Below are 21,547 nucleotides of genomic sequence, written 5' to 3' on the forward strand. Positions count from 1 at the left end.
ACATATATTGGATGAATCAATAGCCGGTTGCTAGCATGACAACACTGTCAACATTCCGGGGATTCTCATGAACATCATCATCCGCTCAGCCATCTTATTCACCGAACAACATCAAAACAACGTTGTATTTTTAAGCAGACAGGAGTTGCGGTCATGACATCATTGATTACCTACGCCGCAGTATCGACACCGCTGCTGTTGTTTCTATCAGGAATCCCATCGTCGGCCTGGGCGGATCATCACCCGCAGCGTATGGCCAAACTTGCCGGATCTTTATCGATTGGCGCGGTCCTGACAGTTGGGCTTGCCGGCGTCAACATGTTCTATAAGGGTTCAGGGCATGCTAGTGTCGCAGAACACTTGTTCTACATCGATAGGCTCTCGGTCATGATGCTGATGCTGGTGGCATTCATCGGCGCCGTGGTCATCCGCTATTCACGTCATTACCTGGATGGCGATCCTGGTCAGGGCCGTTTTTTTAAGTGGCTGGCCTGGACTATCGCGGCAGTGATGACCCTAGTCATCGCCGGCCACTTCATATTATTTGTGCTGGCCTGGATTCTCACCAGTCTGTGTTTGCACAGATTATTGTTGTTTTATCCGGAACGCCAGGGGGCGCGTATCGCCGCGCGCAAGAAGTTTGTCTTCAGCCGCTTAGGCGATTGCGCGCTGATTTTGGCAGGGGTTTGGCTTTATCAAGTCTTCGGCACCCTTGAAATCAGGGAATTGTTCGCACTTGCAGACAAACCGGTTGCGGACACCGGCTTGTTGAACGCCGCAGCCTTTGCCCTGGTGATTGGCGCTGTGATCAAATCGGCGCAGTTTCCATTTCACAGTTGGCTGCCGGAGGTGATGGAAACCCCAACGCCCGTATCGGCGCTGATGCACGCCGGCATCATCAACGCCGGCGGATTTCTAGTGATACGCATGAGCCACATACTGGTGCAGGCGCCCGTCGCACTGCACTTGCTGGCAGTCATCGGCACCATTACCGCGCTTTTTGGTTCATTGGTGATGCTGACCCAAACCAGTATCAAAAAATCGCTGGCCTTTTCCACCGTCGGCCAGATGGGTTTCATGATGCTGCAATGTGGACTCGGCGCATTTTCCTCGGCGATGCTGCACATCGTCGCCCACGCCTTGTACAAGGCCCACGCCTTTTTATCCAGCGGCAGCGTGGTGGACATTGCCAGGGCCGCCTGGGCGCCGGAACCTCGTGACCATCGCCATCCGGGCGAACTGCTGCTGGCCTTCATCGCAGCCTTGGCATTGACGGTTGGCAGTGCCGACCTGTTCGATCTGACCTTTAGGGAAGAACCGGGCATTGTGCTGTTGGGCGCCATCTTGCAAATGGCTTTGACCTATTTGTTGTGGAATGCCGTGGCCCATCAAACAGGTCCCGCGCAAGTCGGCAAAGCGTTGATGGTTGCCGCTGGGGTGAGCTTGCTGTATTTCGCCCTGCAAACCGGTTTCTTGCATTTACTGCGCGCTGACATCGCTGGCCAGATGCCGATAGACAGCCTGTTCGATAGCGTATTGCTGGCCATCGTTCTGGCGGGCTTTTTTACCATTTTGATGTTACAGATTCAGTACCCCGGCCCGGCGGCTGCCAAGGTTTGGCAAGCAGCCTACGTGCACATCTACAACGGCTTTTACATCAGTACCCTGGCCAACCGCATGATTCAGCGGTATGGGTCAAAACCCGTCAGTCTTAGCCATCGCCACTCTGGAGGAATGCAGCCATGAACTCAGCCGTATTGTCATTTAAAACACCGCACGCATTCGCTGATGCCGAGATAGCCAGCGTCGCCGATGGCACGTATTCCTACCAGACCCCGGATATACTTGCCGCCGTTGAAAGCGCCTGCACCCGCATCGCCCCGCTGTGGCCGCTGCAACAGTTCGTCGCGGTCAATCCGTTTCTGGGTCTAAGAGAGCGCGACTTTGCTGATGCTTGTGAATTCAGCACGCGGATGGGCCAAGGCGAGATGTTGATGCCGCCGAGTTTCTATGCCGAGCAATACCGGCTGGGGAACATTCAAGAGGCGGACATCAGCCAGGCATTGCAATTAACCGGCAGCAAGTTGCCCCTTAAGCAATGCCTACTCGACCTACAGGATTTGCCCAGCCAGGATACCGCTTTGCCGGGCAATCCCTGCTACACGCTGGCGGAGCATCTTGATGCCCTGCGCGGAAGTCAGTGGTCGCTATTGATTACCGACGAAATTTCCAAATGGTGCGCGGCTTACTTCGATCAAGGCCAGTCGGCGTGGCGGATGCCTTGGCGCGGGCAGCCACTTTATGCGGCGTGGCGCCGGGCGGCGGCTTTTGATCGCACACCGGAATTGGCAGGCCTGTCATCGTTTCGGCAGACGATCAGCGCCTTGCCGGAACAAGCCAGCGTAGCCCTCTCACAAATCCTGACCGCGATGGGTTTGCCCGGTGACAGACTGGACGATGTCTGCCATCGGCAATTGCTGACTATCGCCGGCTGGAGTGCGTGGGTACGTTACAAACACTGGCAAACCAGCCCAGAACAAAGCCAAGATGCTTTGCTGCAACTCCTGGCCATACGCCTCAGCTATGACTATGCGCTGTTGTCTGCGCTGGCAAGCCGGCAGGAAATACTGACCTGGCGGAGCCATTGGCAAGATGCGCCACAATCAAGTAGCCAAGCCAACTTAGCGCTTGAAGTACGTCATGTCATGCAATGGGCCTACGAATTGGCCAAGCAACGGCCGCTGTTCGACAAACTCGCGTCCGGGATTGCGGCCACAAGTGCCGGCCATGTCGACCGGAAAAACCTGCAGGCGGTATTTTGTATCGACGTGCGTTCGGAGATTTATCGGCGTTCCCTGGAGATGCAATCCAATACGATAGAAACCTTGGGCTTTGCCGGTTTCTTCGGTTTCCCCATCGAATACATCGCGCTGGGGCATCATCACGGCCAACCGCAATGTCCGGTACTGCTGAAGCCTGCATTCCGGATTCGGGAGAGCGTCATTGATGCCGATGTCGGCGAACTACGCGAGATCCTGGAAAAACGCTGGCTGCGCAAGCGTTTAAACCGGCTTTGGAAGGGCTTTAAAAATTCCGCGGTGTCTTGCTTCTCATATGTGGAAATTTCCGGTCTGAGCTTCGCCGGCAAATTGCTCAGCGACAGCCTGGGTTTGACCCGGCCGGTGGTAAAACCAGGTATCGCCGGCCTGGACAAAGCCATCGTCCACCGCATCGGCCCGGTCATTGCCCGTCAGCGCGGCCGTCTGATTGCCAAAGGTCCGGTGGTCGAAACCGGCATTGCTTTGGGTGACCGCGTCGAATTGGCGCGCAAGGCTTTGATGGGCATGAGTCTGACCGACGGTTTTGCCCGCCTGGTATTGTTGTGCGGACACGGCAGTACCACCGTCAACAATCCGTATGCCGCCGGTCTCGATTGCGGCGCCTGCGGCGGGCATAGCGGCGAAGCCAACGCCCGGGTCGCGGCAGCGGTGTTGAATGATCGCGAGGTCCGTGCCGGCCTGGCCGCGCAGGGATTGACGATCCCGAAAGACACCTGGTTCGTCGCCGGCTTGCACGACACAACCACGGATGAAGTACGGCTGTTCGACCTTGACCAAATTCCGCATTGCTTCAGCGAAGACCTGTTGCTGTTAAAGCGTTGGCTAGATCAGGCCTCACTACTGACGCGCCAGGAGCGCGCGCCGGGTTTGGGATTAGCCCGCCACGATGCCGCTACGCTGCTGAAAGCCATTACCCAACGCAGCCGCGATTGGTCGCAGATTCGTCCGGAATGGGGCTTGGCGGGGAATACGGCTTTTATTGCAGCGCCCAGACAGCGCACGTATCACTTTGAGTTGAACGGCCGGGTATTTCTGCACAACTACGATTACCGGCAAGACGCGGACAAGGCAATTTTGAGTCTGATCATGAGCGCGCCGATGGTGGTGGCCAGTTGGATCAACCTGCAGTACTACGCTTCGACCGTGGATAACCGCCGCTTCGGCAGCGGTAACAAGGCCTTGCACAACGTGGTCGGCACCATCGGCATTCTGGAAGGCAACGGCGGCGATTTGCGCAGCGGTTTGCCTTGGCAATCGTTACATGACGGTAAAACCCTGCGCCACGAGCCGGTGCGTTTGACTGTGGTTATCGAGGCACCGGCCGAGATGATCGAGCACGTCTTGGCAAACCACGCCGAAGTTAGGCAATTGGTCGACAACCACTGGTTACACCTGACGCGCATCGATCCGTTGGACAACCGCTGCTATCGCTATCTAAAGCCGCAGCATTGGCAAGCTGTCACCGATTTTGGCAAGGAGATTTAGTATGAACGGGCAAGCAAACAAACCCTTAAACCAGGCAAACGCCGCGACGGACCATCTGGACTTACTGGAAGCCGAGGCACTGTTCATCCTGCGCGAGGTAATTGCCGAATGTCGGAATCCGGTGCTGCTGTTTTCCGGCGGCAAGGATTCGGCGGTGCTATTACATTTAGCTTACAAGGCCTTTCATCCGGAGCGCATAGGCTGTGCGCTGCTGCACATCGATACAGGTCATAACTATAACGAGGTGATCGGCTACCGCGACCGAATGGCGGCGCGTTATGACTGCCAACTTTACGTACGCGGCGTCGAGGATTCGATCCGCAAAGGCTCGGTACGTTTGCGACATCCTTTGGAATCGCGCAATGCCTACCAGTCGGTAACCTTGATGGAAGCGATCGCCGAGTTTGGCTTCGATGCCTGCCTGGGCGGCGCTCGACGCGACGAAGAGAAAGCACGAGCTAAGGAGCGTATCGTCAGTGTGCGCGACGAATTCGGCCAATGGGAACCCAAAAATCAGCGCCCGGAGCTTTGGTCTTTGTACAACACCCGCGTGGCGCTGGGCGACCATCTGCGGGTGTTCCCGATCTCGAATTGGACCGAACTGGACGTCTGGCAATACATCCAGCGCGAGGACATCGAACTGCCGGCGCTTTACTTCGCCCATGCCCGGCAAGTCGTGCGACGTGGGGACATTCTGGTGCCGGTGACGCATCTGACACCGGCCCAAGCCGGCGATACCGTGGAAACCATCAGCTGCCGTTTCCGCACCGTCGGTGATATTTCCTGCACCGCTCCGGTGGCGTCGTCAGCCAATAACGTCGCCGATATTATCGCCGAAACCGCGCAATGCCTGCTGACCGAACGCGGTGCTACCCGCCTAGACGACCGCGCCTCCGAAGCGGCCATGGAACAACGTAAAAAAGAGGGGTATTTCTGATGAACGCACCTAACTATGTGAGACTTGAAAGCGAATATGACGAAACAGAGCAACCTGTTAATTCTGGGCTGCTGCGCTTTATCACCGCCGGCAGCGTGGATGATGGCAAGAGCACGCTGATCGGTCGCTTGTTGTACGACACCGGCAACGTCGCCGCCGATCAATTGGCATCCATTCAAGCCACTTCGCAAAAACGCGGCTTGGCGGCTATCGATTGGTCGCTGTTGACCGATGGCCTGATCGCCGAGCGGGAACAAGGCATTACGATTGATGTGGCCTACCGCTATTTCGCCACAGCGCGGCGGAAATTCATCATCGGTGATGCGCCAGGCCACGAGCAATATACCCGCAATATGGTCACCGCCGCCTCCAGTGCCGATTCGGCCATTTTGCTGGTAGACGCCAGGAAAGGCGTCACCACCCAGACCCGCCGCCATGCCTATTTGGCGCATTTACTGGGTATTCGCGAGTTAGTGCTGGCAGTTAACAAGATGGATTTGGTGGATTGGCAACCTGCGGTTTACCAGGGCATCGTCGATACCTTCAACGCCTTCGTCAGTGCCTTGGGTCGCCATCACGTGCAAGCCATTCCGTTATCGGCATTAAACGGCACCAATGTGGCGACACGCGCGGAGGCGATTCCTTGGTATAACGGCCCCAGTTTGCTGGAATATTTGGAATCCGTCCCGGCCCGACGCGATGCCGAACAGGACCCGCTAAGACTGCCGGTGCAGCGGGTGGTGCGGGTAATGCTGGGTAATGCCGCCAACGGTGCGAGCGACACGGAGTTTCGCGGTTATCAAGGCACGCTGGCTTCGGGACAGCTGCAAATTGGCGATGAAGTGGCGGTGTGGCCGAGCGGCCAGCGGGCGCGTGTCACACGTTTGAATGTGGCCGAACAGGCATTGGCCGTGGCCAGCGCAGACCGTGCAGTGGTGGTGTCTCTGGATAGTGAAATTGATATTTCGCGCGGCGATATGCTGTCCAGCCCAGTGCAGCCGCCGCAGGTTGTGAAGACACTTACTGCCGATATTTGCTGGCTGTCCGAGCAGCCACTACAAGCACGGGGTAAGTACCTGATTAAACATACCACCCGCACAGTGAATGCGTTTTTCGAGGAGCTGAGTTACCGGGTTGATATCAACACGCTGGACCACCAGGCCACCCCGGAAACGGCGGTCATGAACGACATCCTGCGGGTCAAACTGAAATTGCAACAGCCACTGTTGGTCGATGCTTACGTCGATAACCGCACCACCGGCAGTTTCATCGTCATTGATCCGCTGTCTTTGCACACGGTAGCGGCTGGCGTGATTATTTAATGCGATAGGCTCTAAAAACAGGAATCCCCCAAATGAATTGGAACGAATATATGCAACTGCTGGCCGGCTTGATTTCAGTGGTCAATCCGATCAGTGCGATGCCGATTTTTCTGTCGTTGACGGCGACAAAATCAGGGGGGCAACGCCGGCAAACGGCAATAACCGCCGCATTTGCCGTGGCGATGGTGTTGTTCACTTCGCTGTTGGCCGGCGAACCTATCCTGAATTTCTTTGGCATCGGCTTGCCGGCCTTTCGGGTCGCGGGGGGACTCTTACTGCTGTTGATGGGCATATCGATGTTGCGGGTCAGCGATGATCGTTCCCGGCACACACCGGAAGAAGACGCCGAATCGCACGAAAAATCCTCGGTCGCGGTGGTACCCTTGGCGATTCCGTTGTTGGCGGGGCCGGGCGCCATCAGCACCACCATCGTCTATGCCCATCGCGACTTGTCCTTGGCGCATTATCTGCTGTTCAGCGGCGTGATCGTGTCCGTCAGTGTTATCGTGCTACTCATCCTGCTGCTAGCGCCGCGCATCATCGCCGTGATGGGTCAAACCGGCATGAACGTGGTGACGCGGGTGATGGGCTTGTTATTGACCTCTACTGCCGTCGAATTTATCGCCGGCGGCATCACGGAGCTATTTCCTATCTTGGCGGGAGGCTGAATACCCGCGATAGAAAATCCTATTACAGTGCGTTGCCTCAATCTAACCCCTCAAGCCTATGACGACAACCGAACACAAAGATGATTTAAGCCAAACAGTAAGCGCTAATATTTCGGTATATCGGGGGCAATGCCTAGCGTTACTGACCCAACATGGTAAAGAAACCCCCTTGCGCGAAGTGTTAGGTACCGGTTTGGGCTGTCGGATTCAGCATGTCAATGACTATGATACTGACCAATTTGGCACCTTTACCCGAGACATCGCCCGCGTTGGCAGTCAGCTTGACGCCGCGCGCGCCAAAGCAAGAATGGGTATGCAACTCTCCGGCCTGTCGATAGGTTTGGCGAGTGAAGGGGCGTTTGGGCCGGACCCGGTCTCGTTCATGCTGCCGCATAATCTGGAGTTGTTGCTGTGGATTGACGACGGTTTGGGTATAGAAGTGATCGCGACCGCATCCGGGCATACCAACTTTTCCCACAAAACCGTCCCCGACTTTAAAGAGGCGAAACACTTCGCCGAATCTGCGGGGTTTCCCGAACACCATTTGATCGTGCGACCGGATGATGAACATCACCCGCAGTTTCGTAAGGACTTGTCGACTTGGGACGCTTTTCAGGAGGCCGTGGATTGGGCTTTATCTTTATCCCTAACCGGGAAAGTTTTCATCGAAACCGATATGCGCGCATTCGCCAATCCGACACGTATGCTCAACATTCGCCGCGCAGCCGCAGCTTTGGTGGAAAAATTAAGTTCGCTCTGTCCCGCTTGTGGCGCGCCCGGCTTTGCCAAATCTGGCGTAGTCCGCGGCTTACCTTGCGAGGATTGCGGACAAGCCACTGAGCAAGCCAACGCGGATATCATTGCTTGTGTGCGATGCACGCAGCAAATTTTGATTGATCGAGAGGAACAATTTGCTGCGGCGGGCAATTGCGACTACTGCAATCCATAACGCACATCATCAATCCGCTCAATAAAACCTGAGAAGCTAATCCATATTAAGCACCAATTTCTCCAAACAAATCAGTACTTAATATGTGAAACGCGGCTAGGCAACAGCGTTACGCAACCAAAAACCGATTACGGCTGACACTCCGGCATCAAGGAACTGCGCCAGTACTGGTCTTCCTTCTCGAACAAGCGGCGGCTTTCTTCCGGCCCCCAGGAACCAGCCGGATAGGTGGCGATATAGTCCCGCTCGGTCACCCAATTTTGCAGAATGGGATCGACGATGCGCCAGGCGTATTCCACTTCGTCGAAACGCAAAAATAGCGAACGGTCGCCCTTCATCACATCCAATAACAAATCTTCGTAGGCATCCACGCGGCGTTCGTCGGGATTGCGGAAGCTGGCATCCAGGCTGGTAGTGCGGGTACGCATTTCCAGACCCGGCTCTTTAACGGTCATTTCGATGCGGATGCATTCTTCGGGCTGAATCCCCAGCAATATCCAGTTCGGCGTCATGCACTGCACATGGGTATCCCGGAAAAACTGAAACGGCGGGTGGCGAAAGCAGATCGAAATCGAGGATTGGCCCTTGGCCATGCGCTTGCCGGTGCGCAAGTAAAACGGCACGCCACGCCAGCGCCAGTTGTCGATCAACAATTTCATGGCCGCATAAGTTTCGGTACTGCTGTCAGCGGGAATATTGGCTTCCTCCAGGTAACCGCCCACTTTTTGACCTTCGATATTGCCGCGGGCATATTGGCCGCGAAAGGCATGTGCATGCACAGCCGATTTCGGGATCGGCCGAATGGACTTCAGCACTTTGACTTTTTCGTCGCGCAGCGATTCGGCGTCCATGGACACCGGCGGCTCCATCGCCACCAAGGTTAACAGCTGTAACAGATGGCTTTGCAGCATGTCGCGCATCGCCCCGGCGCTATCGTAATACTCGCCGCGGCTACCTATGCCCAGTTCTTCGGAATGCGTGATCTGCACATGGTCGATGTAATTGCGATTCCACAAGGGTTCCAGCATGACGTTGGCAAAACGAAACACCAACACGTTCTGCACCATGCCTTTGCCCAGGTAATGATCGATGCGGTAGATCTGGTCTTCGCTTAAGTAGCGGCTGAGGCGTTTTTGCAGGGCTTGGGCGCTTTCCAGATCATAACCAAACGGCTTTTCGATGACGACGCGGCGCCAGCCGTATTCTTCGTTCAGCAGCTCCACTTGGCTCAAGGACTCGATAACATTGCCGAAATCACTGGGACCGATGGCCAGATAGAAGGCCATATTGCGGGAAAATCGCGGCTGAGCGTTTAGCGTTTCCGCCAGGGTTTTATAGCATTCCGGCTGATCAAGATCGCCGCGATGATAATCCAGCCGTTCGCTAAACCGATTGAATACGGCCTCGTCTAGCGGCGTATTGGCCTGCTCAAGTAGCAAGGCCTTCACTTCGGCCAGCCAGGTTGCTCTATCCCAGGGACGGCGGCCCACGGCCAGGATGCGTGTGCCTTCCGGCAGTTTTTTTTCCAATTCCAGATGATAGAAGCCCGGCATCAGCTTCAAGCGCGCCAAATTGCCGGTAGCACCGAAAATGACGTAAGTGCAGGGGTCTGTATTCATAAAAGCCACCTTGTCTTTACTTTGCAATATAGGGTGCAGTTTGCATCATTTGTGCGGGCGCGTCGAACGCCAAAGCGCCGCAGCAGATAAAAGCGGCCAAATTAGAGCCACGCGAGTGTCACCTTGGTCATAATATGGCGTCATCGTCACCGAGACACTTCAGAACTTGATCCTGGTTATCCAGCAGCCGAATCAGCTTAATTTTCATTGTATTAAAGCGCTGTTGCGCCAACTCTGCGTCGGCTTGTGCCAACGCTTTTTGCAAGTTCTCGACGACCGCCAGGCAATCGGCAAAATCGTAAAAACAAAAGGTGCCATGCAGTTTATGGTTCAAATCCCACGCCTGTTGCAGCAATCCATTGTCCAAGGCCCGCTCGATGTCGAGTATTAATCCAGGCAACTGCTCAAATAATTTGCCCATCAAGACTTGGCTCAACTGCCGGTTATGCTGGGCTTTGCGCAAAAGTTGCCCGGCATAATACTCGGCGTTCACCGGCTCATGTTGCCGCCAACGCACCAGCAATTGCTCCAACTGGTAAAGGCGAACCGGCTTGACCAAACATTCGTTGAACCCGGCGGCGATTGCCCGTTCCTGCTGCTGATTTTGCGCGTGTGCCGTGACGGCGACTGCCGGCGTTTGCCGATTGTAGTTTTCGGTGCCGCGCAAATTGGCGGCGACATCGAAACCACTCAAAAACGGCATGTTCACATCCAGAAAGATGAAGTCGTAGCGGCGTTCTTGCAACAATTGCCAGGCCTCCCGCCCGTCTTTTGCCGAGGTGATATTGGTCGTCCAGTATTCCAACTGTTCGCGTAACAGCCATAGATTGATTTCATTGTCGTCAGCGATCAGAATCGAAAAATCGTTGGTCATGGTTAATAGCTTCGAGCTGTGAATAATTTGCTGATGCCGTTATCGAATGTTTCGCGGCAAAAATCAATCTATAGTGAGGCAAACCATCGTAAACCGTTCCACACCCAAAGCGCCAGGCAATAAAAAACCCCGGCACCTTGCGGCAACCGGGGTTTTCAGGCCGAGGCCGAAGGCGATTACATCATGCCGCCCATGCCACCCATGCCGCCCATATCAGGCATTGCAGGGGCTTTGCTGTCGGATGGTGCATCAGCAATCATCACTTCGGTGGTGATCATCAGGCCAGCAACCGATGCGGCGTTTTGCAAGGCAGAACGGGTCACTTTCGCAGGGTCCAAAATACCCATCGCGATCATGTCGCCGTATTCGCCGGTAGCAGCGTTGTAACCGAAGTTACCGGTGCCTTTTTTAACTTCGTTCAGCACCACAGACGCTTCGTCTCCGGCGTTGCTGACGATTTGACGCAAAGGCTCTTCCATAGCACGACGCAGGATGCTGATACCTACATCTTGGTCATGGTTGATGCCTTTCAGGCCGTCCAGAGCAGACAGTGCACGGATCAGCGCGGTACCACCACCGGCAACCACACCCTCTTCAACTGCGGCGCGAGTTGAATGCAGCGCGTCTTCAACGCGGGCTTTCTTCTCTTTCATTTCCACTTCGGTCGCAGCGCCGACTTTGATCACCGCGACACCGCCAGCCAGTTTGGCCAGACGCTCTTGCAATTTCTCACGGTCGTAATCGGAAGTCGCATCATCAGCTTGCGCGCGAATTTGCGCAACGCGGCCTTTGATTTGATCTTCGTTGCCGGCACCGTCGATGATGGTGGTGTTTTCTTTGTTAATTTGGACACGTTTAGCAGTACCCAATTGGCTGATGTCGGCTTTTTCCAAAGACAGACCCACTTCTTCGGAAATGACTACACCGCCGGTCAACACCGCGATGTCTTCCAGCATGGCTTTACGACGGTCACCAAAACCAGGCGCTTTAACGGCAGCCACTTTAACGATACCGCGCATGTTGTTGACAACCAGCGTTGCCAAGGCTTCGCCTTCAACGTCTTCCGCGATGATCAATAAAGAGCGGCCGGATTTAGCCACGCCTTCCAGAATCGGCAACATTTCGCGAATGTTGGAGATTTTTTTGTCGTACAACAGCACGAAAGGATCGTCCAATTCGACGCTCATGCTTTCTTGCTTGTTGATGAAGTACGGCGACAAGTAGCCACGGTCGAACTGCATACCTTCGACAACGTCCAGTTCGTTGTTCAGACCAGTGCCTTCTTCAACCGTAATTACGCCTTCTTTACCGACTTTTTCCATCGCTTCGGCAATGATCGCACCCACTGATTCGTCGGAGTTAGCAGAGATGGTACCTACTTGCGCGATCGCTTTGCTATCGCTGCAAGGTGTAGCGGCTTTTTCAATCGCTGCAACCGCTGTAGTGACTGCCAAATCGATACCGCGTTTCAGGTCCATTGGGTTCATGCCCGCTGCGACTGATTTCAAACCTTCGTTAACGATGGCTTGCGCCAGAACGGTCGCAGTCGTAGTACCGTCGCCAGCTACGTCAGAAGTTTTTGAAGCCACTTCTTTGACCATTTGCGCGCCCATGTTTTCGAATTTGTCTTTCAATTCGATTTCTTTGGCTACCGATACACCGTCTTTGGTGATGGTTGGTGCGCCGAAGCTTTTATCCAATACAGCGTTGCGGCCTTTAGGACCCAAAGTCACTTTTACTGCATTTGCCAGAACGTTAACGCCTGCCACCATCAGTGCACGCGCGTCGCCACCAAATTTTACGTCTTTTGCTGCCATTTCTTATTCCTGAGATATTGGTTAAATTGAAAAAGAGTGTGTCGAACGAATTGGGCTTAACCCAAAACACCCATGATGTCTTCTTCGCGCATGACGATGTATTGCTCGCCATCGACTTTAACTTCGGTGCCGGAATATTTGCCGAACAACACGCGGTCGCCAACTTTAACTTCCAGGGCACGTACTTGGCCGTTGTCTAACGGTTTACCTGAACCTACTGCCAACACTTCGCCTTCGCTAGGTTTTTCAGCAGCTGAACCCGGCAACACGATGCCGCCTGCGGTTTTGGTTTCTTCCTCAACACGTTTTACGACGATACGGTCATGTAACGGACGAATTTTCATCAATGTCTCCTTAATGTAGATAAAGTTAAAGGTTAAAAACTGTGTAAAGCAATTTAAAAAACAGCTACCCCTTACGGAGGAAGCGAGCTTTTAAGCGGCCTCAGTTTTATTAGCACTCTCTAGCAACGAGTGCTAATAATATCCGGCTTTTGCACTCTGTCAAGCTCTTTGGCATCATCTGCGCCTTACCCAAGCCATACACACTATGAACGACGAACAATTACTCCGTTACAGCCGGCAAATCATGCTGCCGCAAATCGATATTGCCGGTCAGCAAAAACTTCTCGAAGCCAAAGTATTAATCGTCGGTGCCGGCGGTTTGGGCTCGCCTGCCTCAATGTACCTGGCTGCGGCCGGCGTCGGCCAGATCACCGTCTACGACGACGATCAAGTCGATTTGACCAATTTGCAACGCCAGATTGCTCACTACACCAGCGATATAGGGTTGGATAAAGTTATTTCAACCCAACAGACTTTGGAAAAAATTAATCCGGGCGTAAAAGTATTGGCTCGCAAACAGCGATTAGCCGGCGAACAGCTACTTGCAGAAGTGGCTGACGCCGACGTAGTGCTGGACTGCAGCGATAATTTCACTACCCGGTTTGCCATTAACAAGGCATGTGTCGACCGGCAAACCCCTCTGGTTTCCGGCGCGGCGATCCGCTTTGAGGGTCAAGTCAGCGTATTTACCCCTGGGTTAAACGATAGCCCGTGCTATAACTGTCTTTATCAAAGCGATGGCGAGGAATTGCAAAATTGCGCCCGCAACGGCGTGATTGCGCCGATCACCGGCATCGTCGGCAGCATACAGGCCTTGGAAACGATAAAGCTGCTAGTCAACACCGGCAGCACATTAACAGGCCGCTTGCTGTTGCTGGACGGCCTGAGTATGGAATGGCATAGCATGCGCTTGAAGAAAAACCCACATTGCCCGAGCTGCGGCGCGAAATAAGCTAATCCGCACAAAAAAGCCGGGCTAATCCCGGCTTTCTATTGCTGGCAAATAAGACGTAATTAATTTTTTCCCAGTTTGCCTTTAACCATCAGAATGGCTTTGCTGACATTTCTCAATAGCGCCGAATCGCTATCGCCGTGCGGTCTCGATGTCGCCGAACGGTTCGCCATTCTTCATGGTGTACATGTAAATGAAATACCCCAACGGTGCGAAAGCGAAGATGGCAATAATCAACATCAACACCACTAATTCGATAACTCCGCCCATATATACCTCCAACTATTTGTTTTTATTTTAATTTAGAATGAGGCCATAGACCTCGGGCATGGACTATAACCCCATCCCTTTTAGGGAACAAGCACAAAGTATTCTTTGTCAACTTATGGTTTTAACCTCAGGCTAATTTAGCCTTGGGGCAACTACGTCAACGCCATCTTCAACTATCAATCTGAGCATATGGACCATTACCCTAAAGCCAACTGGCACAGCCAAACGCCGGAAACCGTATTAACGCATTTCGGCGTAGAGCTGGGTCAAGGCCTGAGCAGCGAGGAAGCGCAAAAACGCCGAGCGACTAGCGGCGCCAACCGCCTGACCGCTCGCCGCGGCAAAGGGCCGTTGCTTTTATTGCTGGCGCAATTTCATCAGCCCCTGATCTACATCCTGCTGTTTTCCGCGGCCACCACCGCTTTTTTAGAGGAATGGACCGACAGTAGCGTAATTTTTGGTGTCGTCATCATCAATGCCTTGATAGGCTTCGTTCAGGAAGCGAACGCGCTGAAAGCGATTAACGCCCTGGCTCAGACCTTGAATATCAGCAGCAACGTCCTGCGTGACGGCCAGCGCCGAAGTATTGCTGCTGCCGAGTTAGTTCCCGGCGATTTGGTATTCCTGCAATCCGGCGACAAGGTGCCTGCCGATCTGCGCCTCTTGCAAAGCCGCGAACTGAAAATCGACGAATCCGCGCTAACCGGCGAATCGGTACCGGTGGAAAAGCAGGCACAGACTCTAGCCTCGGCCACCTTATTGGCTGATCGCGCCAATATGGCGTATTCCTCGACGCTGGTCAGTTACGGCAGCGCACTGGCCGTGGTAGTCAGTACCGGCGATAACACCGAGATTGGCCGCATCAACAAGCTGATCGGCAGCGCCGAACCGCTGGAAACGCCGCTAACGCTAAAAATGAGCCAATTCAGTCAATTGTTGCTCTGGGTGATCGTCGGCTGCGCGGCCATTACCTTTGCGGTCGGCGTCTGGCGCGGTGAAACCATGTTGGACATGTTCATGGCCTCCGTGGCGTTGGCTGTCGGCGCCATCCCGGAAGGTCTGCCCGCGGCGCTGACGATTACGCTGGCTATCGGCGTCTCGCGTATGGCCAAACGCAACGCCATCATCCGCAAACTGCCGGCGGTGGAAACCCTGGGCAGCACCACGGTGATTTGCTCCGACAAGACCGGCACCTTGACGCAAAACCAAATGACCGTGCAATTCGTGCAGGCAGGCGGTGAAATATTCGAGGTCAGCGGCAGCGGCTACACGCCGGACGGTGAATTTACAAACCATAACCAAGCGGTCGACCCGTCCCTTAAACCAGCACTATTGGAATGTTTAAAAGCCGGTCTGCTGTGCAACGACGCCCGATTAATCGCCGACACCGACAACTGGCGTATCGAAGGCGACCCTACCGAGGCCGCCTTGCTGGTAGCCGCCCACAAAGCCGGTCTGCATCAAGCCAGCGTCAGCGGCGACCATCCGCGCCTGGACGCCATTCCGTTCGAATCCGCGTACCAATTCATGGCCACTCTGCATCACAACCTGGCCGAAGACGCCCGGCATATTTATTTAAAAGGCTCTCTGGAAAGCCTGCTACAGCGCTGCGACAAAGCCTTTGCCGCCGACATGCAACTCGTACCACTGGATAGAGACTGCCTGAACCAGCAAGCTGAAGCGTTTGCCGCACAAGGCTTGAGAGTCCTGGCTTTTGCGCGCGCTGAGCATGATGACGATGCGGTTGAACATCGCGAAGTGGGTGGTGGCCTGACCTTTTTGGGCTTGCAAGCCATGATCGATCCACCGCGCCCCGAAGCTGCCCGGGCCATTGCCGCCTGTTATAAGGCCGGCATCTCGGTAAAGATGATCACTGGCGACCATCCCGTCACCGCGCTGGCCATCGCTAAGCAGCTCAACATGCGCCATACCGAACGTGTGATCAGCGGCGCCGACTTGCAACACTACAGCGAAGCCGACTATCGCAAACACGTCAAAGACTGCGATGTCTTTGCCCGCATCGCGCCGGAGCAAAAGTTGCAATTGGTGCAAGCCTTGCAGGCCAACGGTCACGTGGTAGCCATGACCGGCGACGGCGTCAACGATGCCCCGGCGCTGCGACAAGCCAACATCGGCGTAGCAATGGGCATGGGCGGCACCGAAGTCGCCAAGGAAGCGGCGGCCATGGTGCTGACTGACGATCATTTCGCCACCATCGAAGCCGCCGTCGAAGAAGGCCGCGGCGTGTTCGACAATCTGGTGAAATTCATCGCCTGGACCTTACCGACCAATCTCGGTGAGGGCCTGGTGATTACCGCCGCGGTGTTCGCCAATGTGGCGTTGCCGATTACCCCCCTGCAAATTCTCTGGATCAATATGACCACCGCAGTACTGCTGGGTTTAATGTTGGCTTTCGAACCCAAGGAACCGGGTCTGATGCTCCATAAGCCACGCAATCCCAAGCAAGCTATCCTGACCAAACGCCTAATGTTTCGTATCTGTCTGGTCGGCCTATTGTTGCTGGCCGGCGCGTTCGGCTTGTTTGAATGGGAACTATCGCAAAACGCAACCCTAGCTAAGGCCCGCACAGTAGCCGTCAATGTGTTTGTGTTTGGCGAATTGTTTTACCTATTCAACTGTCGCTCGCTAAATTACTCGATGTTCCGAGTCGGCGTTTTTTCCAATTTATGGCTGATTTTTGGTGTCGTCAGCATGATTTTGCTGCAACTGCTGTTTACCTATTGGCCAACGATGCAGGCCTTATTCGGCAGCGAGGCAATCGGTCGGGAGGAGTGGCTGTTGATTTTGGGGGTTAGCTCAGTTATTTACGTAGCGATAGGCCTGGAAAAACTAGTCGTTCGGCGCTTTAACCGCCGGCGTTGATTGCGCGAAGGCATTCAGTGCAACTAATAGCGTCTCCAAGCTTTTCAGGGACTGCTTTTCCGCGACCTCTGGCGCTTCCAGCTGCGCTTTAACAATCGCGCCGTCTATCGCCACCGCAACCGCATTCGCCAACTGCTGCCGGTTTAGGCCGTCCGGCAACAGTTCGGCAATTACCCGCACCATATCTTGTTTATGCTGGTAGCAAATTTCCAGCACATCAGGCAACACACCGCCCAATTCGGCGACGGTATTGATAAACGCGCAACCGCGATAAATAGGCTTGCGAAACCATTCCTCCAGCGTGGCTACCAGCGGGATTAAGCCACCGCTCGGCCGGCCGCCGTGCCGCTGTAAAGCGTCTGTAAACCAGGTCATCCAGCCTTCGTGCCGATAGGTCAAAAACGCCCGGATCAAATCATTCTTGCTGGGAAAATAACGATAGAACGTCACTTTCGTTACCCCGGACTCGGCAATTACTTTGTCGATACCGGTGGCGCGGATGCCGTCGCGATAAAACAAATCATGCGCGGCCAGTAATATCCGCTCGCGAGGCGGGCGGTCCGGCAGCAGTGTGGTGGAATCAGAGATCATGCTTCGATTGTAGACAAGTCTGTCTACAATTGCTACCATCGCCACAAGTAGACAAATCTGTCTACTTACTTTCTCACCCCAGTCAGGAGCTCAACGATGGATAGCAAACCGCCTCTACCGCCCTTTACCGCCGACACTGCCACGCAAAAAGTCCGCATGGCAGAAGATGCCTGGAATAGTCGCGATCCGGATCGCGTCGTGCAGGTGTATACCGAAGACAACCGCTGGCGCAATCGCGCCGAGTTTCCGGTAGGTCGCGGGCAAATTCGTGAGTTTTTACAGCGCAAATGGGCCAAGGAATTGGATTATCGACTAATCAAAGAATTATGGGCTTTTACCGACAACCGTATCGCGGTGCGTTTCGCTTACGAGTGGCATGACGATGCCGGCAACTGGTTTCGCAGCTACGGTAACGAGAATTGGGAGTTTAACGAGTATGGATTAATGCAGCGTCGCTTTGCCAGCATCAACGATTTGCCAATTAAGGCCGATGATCGTTTATTCCATTGGCCGTTGGGCCGGCGACCGGACGATCATGCCGGTTTAAGTGAATTGGGCTTGTGAAACTTGGCACTAGAGGCGAATTTATTCGCTTCCTGTAAATAAAAAGGGGCGGATAAATCCGCCCCTAAGATCAAGCAAAACTTTATTAATGGCTGACTTCGACTTTGCCACCTTTTTTCTGGCCAATTTCAGCCAGTGTTTGAGTGAACCAATCAGTATCGATATTGAACGGCTTGCCGCCTTTGATGCGCGGAAACTCGATAGCGCGCAAGACGTTGCCGTTATCTTCGTCATGGCCCATCACGCCGGATTCACGACGGAAGGCACATTCCACGGCCAGGTCGGCGCAAGATTTGATCAGACGCATATCATCAACATTAGCAGCGGCAGCGCGGGCGAAATAACCGGATTTCTGCACTAGGGTTTTTTCCGCCCCGATCATTTGCGCGAATTGCTCGCCAAACCATTTGCCCGGATTGACTGCATCCAGCTTGATGTGGCCGAACGCATCACGCGGCACTTCTTGGCCTTTAGCTTGCAGTTCGGCAACGATAGCTTCCACACCGGCGCCTTCGGACACGAAGATATTCACGCAATCGACTTTATCCATCACCGCGCGTAAACGCGCCGCTTCGGCTTCCAGATCGATAGCCATTTCCGGAACGAATACCGCATGCACTTCATACGATTCGCGAGACAAGCCAAGCTCAGGCAACCACTCGGCGCGATCCAGCAATTTGCGGTATTCCTGCGCGGTTGCGGCGGTCAGCCAGCCGCAGTTACGGCCCATCACTTCGTGAACGATCAGCATGCGCGGGTTGGAATTGTTCTCGGCCACCACGTTCATGAAGTAACGTGCACCTTGTTCGGCAGCAGTCCAGGCACCCAGCGATTGTTTGATCGGGAATACGTCGTTATCGACGGTTTTTGGCAAACCGATAACCGTCAGACCGTAGTTGTTTTTGGCCAGAAATGCCGCCAAATCGGCCGCCGCAGTATTAGTATCGTCACCGCCGATAGTATGCAGAATGTCGACGCCATCTTTAATTAACTGGTCGGCCGCGACTTTTTGCGGGTCTTCGCCTTCTTTCACCAAACCGCGTTTCACGCAGTCTTTGATATTAGTCAGTTTGACGCGGCTGTTGCCGATTACCGAACCGCCGAAACGTTGCAGCAAGCCGGCTTTTTTCCGGACTTCATCGGTCACGACATAGGAGTCACCCAGCAGCAGGCCTTTGTAGCCGCCACGGTAGCAAATAATTTCGATGCTGGGATCAATTTCTGTGTAGCGTTCAATCAGGCTGCCGATAGCGGAGTTCAGGCAAGGCGCCAAACCGCCGGCCGTGAGGATTGCAACTTTTTTGGGTTTGTTCATGAGCGTTTCGAATAAAAAGTTAAGAAAAAGTGTGATGGCTCGGCGTACCAACCATCAGCTATCGCCGCGTCTCAGCGCCGGCGTTGCGATCCCTTTTGCCGCAACACTCGCCAAAACGGTGCAAGCCGCGCGATTCTAACACAAGCTTTTCTTTTATCAGGCAACGTTCGATGATCGCTCAGCTCACCCAGCTTAACCGGCTGCGCCACAAACACTACCGCAGCAAAATCCAGTGGCGCGGAGGCTCGAATAAAAGCGGAGTAGGTTAGCGGCTCGACATCGGTCGTAGTGATACTAACTTTGGTTAATTCACCGCAATCGCTTAGCGAAAGCGACAAATAATCGCTGAGCCCGTGTTCGGCCTGTGTGAGCAACAAATCCTCAAGCGGCACCGCAAGTTTGCCTCGTTTGATACCTTGAATGTGTTGATATGAATTATCTGTCATCTGTTACCGCTCCGCACTGAACTAGCTAAATTGCGGTAGCAAGCTTATCGTCCTTGCGATTTATCGCCAGTGTACCAAGGTTCTAAACCAGCCTAGATCAAGCACTTAAGCGCTAAGCGGCCAGCAACCAATCTTCCACCAAGCGACAAAACGCATCCGGCGCCTCAACGTATAACCAATGGCCGGTATCTGGAATTTTCGCGATCTTTGCTTGCGGAAACACTGCATAAATCGCTTCTTCATCCAGATATTTGGAATTGCCGCCACCGATGAATAACACCGACCGGACAAACCGGCGTTCGCCGACTTCCGGAAAGCCGACTATGTGATGGGCATTTTTTTGAATAATATCCAGATTGATCCGCCAGTAGTAATTGCCGTCTTTCAGCAGCAGATTTTGCAGCAAAAACTGTCGGTAGGCTAAATCCGGAACCGCCTCGGCTAGCGCCTCTTCCGCTTGCTTTCGGTTGCCAATGCTATCCACCGGCAAACGACTAAGAGCGTCGACCAGATCGTCGAAGCTATGCTGATAACTTACCGGGGCGATGTCCGCAACGATCAAACCGGCGACCCGCTCGGGATAATGCAAGGCAAACCACATCGCCGCCTTGCCACCCATGCTGTGCCCGAGCAGATGCGCGCTGGGAATAGCGTGGCTATCCATAAAAGCCAATAAATCGGCAGCCATACTGGGGTAATCTAACACCTCGGCATGCGGCGAGCTGCCGTGATTGCGCATATCCAGCACATAAACATGCCGTTGCTCGGCCAGGCGTTTGGCCACCGAGCGCCAGTTGCGCGAAGCGGCCAGAAAACCATGCACAATCAGTAATGGTGTGTCACCGGGTTCGCCGAAACTATCGTAAGCCAGCTCGATGGTCGTCATCTTCAATGCGCTCAAGCAAAGCCGAAGATTGCGCCCAATACCCCGCCGAACACGCCGCCCCACACGACCAGCCAGCCCAAATGTTGCTTGATGATGGATTGCACCATTTCCTTGACCAATTGCGGCGTCAATTCACTCAAACGCCTGTCGATCACCATTTCGATTTTGCCGGTCAAATCCTCGCCAATCTTGTGCGCATTCAATCCTTGCTGTAAAGCGTGTTTAAACCGTTCTGACTCCACCATTTCCGAGAGGGTGTGCTGCATTTTCTCGGTGAAGGGTTGTTTTAGCGGCAATAGCGCCTCTTCGCCGCCCATCATCAACAACATGGCACCAAACGAAGAAGCCATAATGGAAGATACCAAGCCTTCGTAAACCTTGTCGTAATCGACAGCGTTTAACAAGGGCTGCAAATTCAACACCTTGCCGCCCTGCTGCTCTTCCGTTTCGATGAACTGTTCGATATTTTCCACCGTAAAAAATTGCTGCATCATCAAGGCCTTGATCGATGCTTTAAACTCTTCGAAACGCGCCGGGATAATCCCCGAGCCATACAAAAACGGCACCTTTTCGAACAGCATATGAATAGCCAACCAATTGGTAATTGCCCCGGAAAATGCAAAAAAACCAATTGCTTTCAGCGTTTCCGGATAAAACGGGCTGACATAGCCGGCAGCGATAATCAGCAGGGAGATAAAGTTGGTTAAAAAGCTTTGATTTAGTAATTTTTTCATTATTTTGTTAAGTAACATGCGAACAGCAAATTTTGCCAAACACTGTTGCCG

General features: G+C 54.0%; 19 protein-coding genes. 9 read left to right on the top strand and 10 right to left on the bottom strand.

What is annotated here, in order from left to right; translation table 11 throughout:
• Positions 1 to 153 precede the first annotated feature (153 nt).
• The 6 genes from ACH5Y9_RS17950 to ACH5Y9_RS17975 are packed head-to-tail and all read left to right on the top strand — an operon-like array spanning position 154 to position 8,201.
• The gene (locus tag ACH5Y9_RS17950) at positions 154 to 1,746 is read left to right on the top strand and encodes an NADH-quinone oxidoreductase subunit L (protein WP_445367045.1); all 1,593 of its coding nucleotides are present in this window, start codon (positions 154 to 156) and stop codon (positions 1,744 to 1,746) included.
• On the top strand, positions 1,743 to 4,325 hold the full coding sequence (locus ACH5Y9_RS17955; protein WP_445367046.1) for a YbcC family protein: 2,583 nt from the start codon (positions 1,743 to 1,745) through the stop codon (positions 4,323 to 4,325). Before ACH5Y9_RS17950 ends, ACH5Y9_RS17955 begins: the two co-directional genes overlap by 4 nt.
• 1 nt (position 4,326) lies before the next feature.
• Positions 4,327 to 5,262 (top strand): sulfate adenylyltransferase subunit CysD, encoded by a 936-nt coding sequence (cysD, locus tag ACH5Y9_RS17960; RefSeq protein ID WP_445367047.1) that lies wholly within the window; start codon positions 4,327 to 4,329, stop codon positions 5,260 to 5,262.
• Positions 5,262 to 6,584: a sulfate adenylyltransferase subunit 1 gene (locus ACH5Y9_RS17965; protein ID WP_445367048.1), complete on the top strand. Its 1,323-nt coding sequence runs from the start codon at positions 5,262 to 5,264 to the stop codon at positions 6,582 to 6,584. Before cysD ends, ACH5Y9_RS17965 begins: the two co-directional genes overlap by 1 nt.
• A gap of 32 nt (positions 6,585 to 6,616) precedes the next feature.
• Complete coding sequence (locus tag ACH5Y9_RS17970; RefSeq protein WP_445367049.1) at positions 6,617 to 7,252, top strand: MarC family protein; 636 nt, start codon at positions 6,617 to 6,619, stop codon at positions 7,250 to 7,252.
• Between the two features lie 58 nt (positions 7,253 to 7,310).
• On the top strand, positions 7,311 to 8,201 hold the full coding sequence (locus ACH5Y9_RS17975; protein WP_445367050.1) for a DUF6671 family protein: 891 nt from the start codon (positions 7,311 to 7,313) through the stop codon (positions 8,199 to 8,201).
• Between the two features lie 128 nt (positions 8,202 to 8,329).
• Here the strand turns inward: ACH5Y9_RS17975 and zwf are convergent, their stop codons facing one another.
• From zwf to groES, 4 genes are all read right to left on the bottom strand, one after another.
• Positions 8,330 to 9,820 carry a glucose-6-phosphate dehydrogenase gene (zwf, locus tag ACH5Y9_RS17980; RefSeq protein WP_445367051.1) on the bottom strand — a complete coding sequence of 497 codons (1,491 nt, stop codon included), beginning with the start codon at positions 9,818 to 9,820 and terminating at the stop codon, positions 8,330 to 8,332.
• A gap of 127 nt (positions 9,821 to 9,947) precedes the next feature.
• Positions 9,948 to 10,694, bottom strand: coding sequence for a response regulator (locus tag ACH5Y9_RS17985; RefSeq protein WP_445367052.1), 747 nt, complete (start codon positions 10,692 to 10,694; stop codon positions 9,948 to 9,950).
• Between the two features lie 176 nt (positions 10,695 to 10,870).
• Positions 10,871 to 12,511: a chaperonin GroEL gene (gene groL / locus ACH5Y9_RS17990; protein ID WP_033156008.1), complete on the bottom strand. Its 1,641-nt coding sequence runs from the start codon at positions 12,509 to 12,511 to the stop codon at positions 10,871 to 10,873.
• Between the two features lie 56 nt (positions 12,512 to 12,567).
• On the bottom strand, positions 12,568 to 12,855 hold the full coding sequence (groES, locus tag ACH5Y9_RS17995) for a co-chaperone GroES (RefSeq protein WP_020484651.1): 288 nt from the start codon (positions 12,853 to 12,855) through the stop codon (positions 12,568 to 12,570).
• A gap of 205 nt (positions 12,856 to 13,060) precedes the next feature.
• On the opposite strand from groES, the gene ACH5Y9_RS18000 reads away from it, so the two are divergent.
• Positions 13,061 to 13,807, top strand: coding sequence for a HesA/MoeB/ThiF family protein (locus ACH5Y9_RS18000; RefSeq protein WP_445367053.1), 747 nt, complete (start codon positions 13,061 to 13,063; stop codon positions 13,805 to 13,807).
• A gap of 132 nt (positions 13,808 to 13,939) precedes the next feature.
• On the opposite strand, the gene ACH5Y9_RS18005 is transcribed toward ACH5Y9_RS18000, so the two are convergent.
• Positions 13,940 to 14,077, bottom strand: a complete 138-nt coding sequence (locus ACH5Y9_RS18005) for a hypothetical protein (RefSeq protein WP_445367054.1) — start codon at positions 14,075 to 14,077, stop codon at positions 13,940 to 13,942.
• Between the two features lie 189 nt (positions 14,078 to 14,266).
• Between ACH5Y9_RS18005 and ACH5Y9_RS18010 the strand changes: the two genes are divergently transcribed.
• Positions 14,267 to 16,960 (top strand): cation-transporting P-type ATPase, encoded by a 2,694-nt coding sequence (locus ACH5Y9_RS18010; protein WP_445367055.1) that lies wholly within the window; start codon positions 14,267 to 14,269, stop codon positions 16,958 to 16,960.
• On the opposite strand, the gene ACH5Y9_RS18015 is transcribed toward ACH5Y9_RS18010, so the two are convergent.
• On the bottom strand, positions 16,928 to 17,551 hold the full coding sequence (locus ACH5Y9_RS18015) for a TetR/AcrR family transcriptional regulator (protein WP_445367056.1): 624 nt from the start codon (positions 17,549 to 17,551) through the stop codon (positions 16,928 to 16,930). The two genes, ACH5Y9_RS18010 and ACH5Y9_RS18015, sit on opposite strands and share 33 nt — an antisense overlap.
• A 96-nt stretch (positions 17,552 to 17,647) precedes the next feature.
• On the opposite strand from ACH5Y9_RS18015, the gene ACH5Y9_RS18020 reads away from it, so the two are divergent.
• Positions 17,648 to 18,115, top strand: coding sequence for a nuclear transport factor 2 family protein (locus ACH5Y9_RS18020; RefSeq protein ID WP_445367057.1), 468 nt, complete (start codon positions 17,648 to 17,650; stop codon positions 18,113 to 18,115).
• An 85-nt stretch (positions 18,116 to 18,200) separates the two neighbouring features.
• Here the strand turns inward: ACH5Y9_RS18020 and ACH5Y9_RS18025 are convergent, their stop codons facing one another.
• The 4 genes from ACH5Y9_RS18025 to ACH5Y9_RS18040 form a co-directional block, all read right to left on the bottom strand.
• A complete protein-coding gene (locus ACH5Y9_RS18025) occupies positions 18,201 to 19,430 on the bottom strand; it encodes a pyrophosphate--fructose-6-phosphate 1-phosphotransferase (RefSeq protein ID WP_445367058.1) in 1,230 nt (409 codons plus the stop codon).
• A gap of 71 nt (positions 19,431 to 19,501) precedes the next feature.
• Complete coding sequence (locus tag ACH5Y9_RS18030; protein WP_101052039.1) at positions 19,502 to 19,876, bottom strand: hypothetical protein; 375 nt, start codon at positions 19,874 to 19,876, stop codon at positions 19,502 to 19,504.
• A gap of 112 nt (positions 19,877 to 19,988) precedes the next feature.
• A complete protein-coding gene (locus ACH5Y9_RS18035; protein ID WP_445367059.1) occupies positions 19,989 to 20,762 on the bottom strand; it encodes an alpha/beta fold hydrolase in 774 nt (257 codons plus the stop codon).
• 11 nt (positions 20,763 to 20,773) lie between these two features.
• Positions 20,774 to 21,496 carry a DUF445 domain-containing protein gene (locus ACH5Y9_RS18040; RefSeq protein ID WP_445367060.1) on the bottom strand — a complete coding sequence of 241 codons (723 nt, stop codon included), beginning with the start codon at positions 21,494 to 21,496 and terminating at the stop codon, positions 20,774 to 20,776.
• Positions 21,497 to 21,547: the final 51 nt, after the last annotated feature.

The organism is Methylomonas sp. BW4-1 (assembly GCF_052474385.1).